Origin of the sequence: Weissella sp. DD23, from assembly GCF_001579105.1 — a bacterium.
In the GTDB taxonomy this organism is placed as follows: Bacteria; Bacillota; Bacilli; order Lactobacillales; family Lactobacillaceae; genus Weissella; species Weissella cibaria.
Genome location: NZ_KQ970393.1, coordinates 281,331 through 283,350, shown reverse-complemented (window position 1 = coordinate 283,350; position 2,020 = coordinate 281,331). Strand labels below are relative to the sequence as shown.

Annotated in this window: 3 protein-coding genes; all 3 read left to right on the top strand. The window is 43.5% G+C overall.

Going from position 1 to position 2,020, the window contains the following annotated elements:
- The first annotated feature begins 21 nt into the window (after positions 1–21).
- The 3 genes from rnpA (at position 22) to lepB (ending at position 2,004) form a co-directional block, all read left to right on the top strand.
- Complete coding sequence (rnpA, locus tag WEIDD23_RS07400; protein WP_010372583.1) at positions 22–378, top strand: ribonuclease P protein component; 357 nt, start codon at positions 22–24, stop codon at positions 376–378.
- A gap of 27 nt (positions 379–405) precedes the next feature.
- Complete coding sequence (locus WEIDD23_RS07395) at positions 406–1,239, top strand: YidC/Oxa1 family membrane protein insertase (RefSeq protein WP_010372586.1); 834 nt, start codon at positions 406–408, stop codon at positions 1,237–1,239.
- Between the two features lie 147 nt (positions 1,240–1,386).
- Positions 1,387–2,004 carry a signal peptidase I gene (lepB, locus tag WEIDD23_RS07390; protein ID WP_010372589.1) on the top strand — a complete coding sequence of 206 codons (618 nt, stop codon included), beginning with the start codon at positions 1,387–1,389 and terminating at the stop codon, positions 2,002–2,004.
- Positions 2,005–2,020 lie beyond the last annotated feature (16 nt).

The following is a 2,020-nucleotide window of genomic DNA, read 5'->3' as shown; positions in this document are numbered from 1 at the left end:
AAAAAAGTCTGGAGCAAACATATGCGTAAGAGTTACCGTGTTAAGAAAGAAGCCGATTTCCAATTGGTATTCGAGCAACATCACTCGGTCGCAAACAAAATGTTTATTGTTTACACGATGGAGCGTGAACAACCAACCCACTTCCGCTTGGGAATTTCGGTTTCAAAGAAAGTTGGGCTGCGTGGCCACGAGCGTGTATGGGTGAAGCGTCGCATTCGACAAAGTGTTTTGGAATTGAAGCCAAATCTGCGTCAAGATGTCGACATTCTGGTGATTGCCCGCCCATCAGCTCATGACCAAGACATGGCGATCATTAAAAAGAACTTGGAACACGTCTTCAAGTTGGCAAATTTGTTTGTCGACCAGGACGAAAATTAAAAACAACCTATTATATGGAGAAAAACGATGCAGTCAGCTAAGAAAGTATTTTCAACGCGCTCTACCGTTACAGCTGTCATTGCCTTAATTATCATGATCATTGCTGGTGTGATGTTTAAGGGACATGTAGCCGGTACCGGATTCTGGCATGGAATCATCATCGCCAACTTCTCACGCTCAATTTTGGGTGTCTCAGCCTGGTTTGGAAATAACTATGGCTTGGGAATTATTGTCTTTACGTTGTTGATTCGTTTGTTGATTTTGCCATTGATGGTTTATCAAACGCGTTCAATGCGTAAGATGCAAGAAGTTGCCCCTGCTTTAAAGGCTATTCAAGCCAAGTATCCAAATCGTGATACGGAATCAATGGCTGCGATGCAAGCAGAGCAAAGCGCCCTTTATAAGGAAGCAGGTGTTAACCCATTTGCGAGCTTGTTGCCCTTGATTGTTCAAATGCCAATCTTGATTGCATTGTATACGGCTATTCGTACCACGAAGCAATTGGAAACTGGGACATTCTTGTGGGCCCAATTAGGTCAACACGACCATTTGTTCATTTTGCCAATCTTAGCAGCGTTGTTTACATTCGCCTCATCATACTTGGTCATGTTGGGACAACCTGAAAAGAACGGAATGACAACGTCAATGACGTACATTATGCCAATTATGATCTTCATTTTTGCGATTAATGTACCATCAGCCTTGTCATTGTACTGGGTGGTTTCAAACGCCTTCCAAGTTGCGCAAACGTGGACCATTCAAAACCCATTTGAAATTCGTCGCGAGCGTGAAGCAAAGAAGCAAGCAGAGCGTGATCGTGAACGTGCGATTCGTAAGGCGAAGCGTTCACACAAGCGTTAATCATCAAAAAATCGCCACACGGCGATTTTTTTGGTTGTGAAGCAGTCTATTATCTGAATGTTTCCTAAAGCCCTGCCAATTTGCGGGGCTTTTTTATTTTAGGTGTGCTAAACTGAGAATAATAAAAATGATGTAAGGAGACCACCCATGAAAGCATTTCGCGAGATTATGTCTTGGGTAATTCCGATTGCGATCGGATTAATTATTGCCTTGTTGATTAAGACGTATTGGTTCACACTAGTACGTGTCGACGGCACATCTATGGAACCAAATTTGACCAACAACGAGCGTGTTTTCGTTCTGAAGCCTGAAAAGATTCACCGTGGTAGTGTCATTGTGTTTGATGCTTATGGTGAAGATCCAGAAGTGGATGGTCACAAGGATTACGTAAAGCGTGTTATCGGTATGCCTGGTGATACGGTTAGTGCTGAAAATGGTGTGATTAAGGTTAATGGTAAGGCTGTTGACCAAGATTTCATTCCAGAGTCTGAGCAAACAGCAACTAACACGGTCAACAATGTTGGTAACTGGTCAAGTTTGACGGAACTTGGTGACCACATGGGTTGGCAACGTGAGAAGACGGTTAAGGTGCCTAAGGGCGAGTATTTCGTTTTGGGAGACCACCGTACCGTTTCAAACGACTCACGTTACTGGGGCTTTGTGAACAAGGATAAGGTGCTTGGTGTTGTAAAGGTGCCATTCTGGGGCGAAGCAACCAAGCGCGCTAATATTAATACGCAATGGAAGACTTATTTTGAGAAGTAATCCATCGCCAAAAAAC

Excerpts from the sequence above, each read along its gene's own strand:
- WEIDD23_RS07395 (WP_010372586.1), top strand. The coding sequence starts at position 406 with ATGCAGTCAGCTAAGAAAGTATTTTCAACGCGCTCTACCGTTACAGCT.
- rnpA (WP_010372583.1), top strand. The coding sequence starts at position 22 with ATGCGTAAGAGTTACCGTGTTAAGAAAGAAGCCGATTTCCAATTGGTA.
- lepB (WP_010372589.1), top strand. The coding sequence starts at position 1,387 with ATGAAAGCATTTCGCGAGATTATGTCTTGGGTAATTCCGATTGCGATC.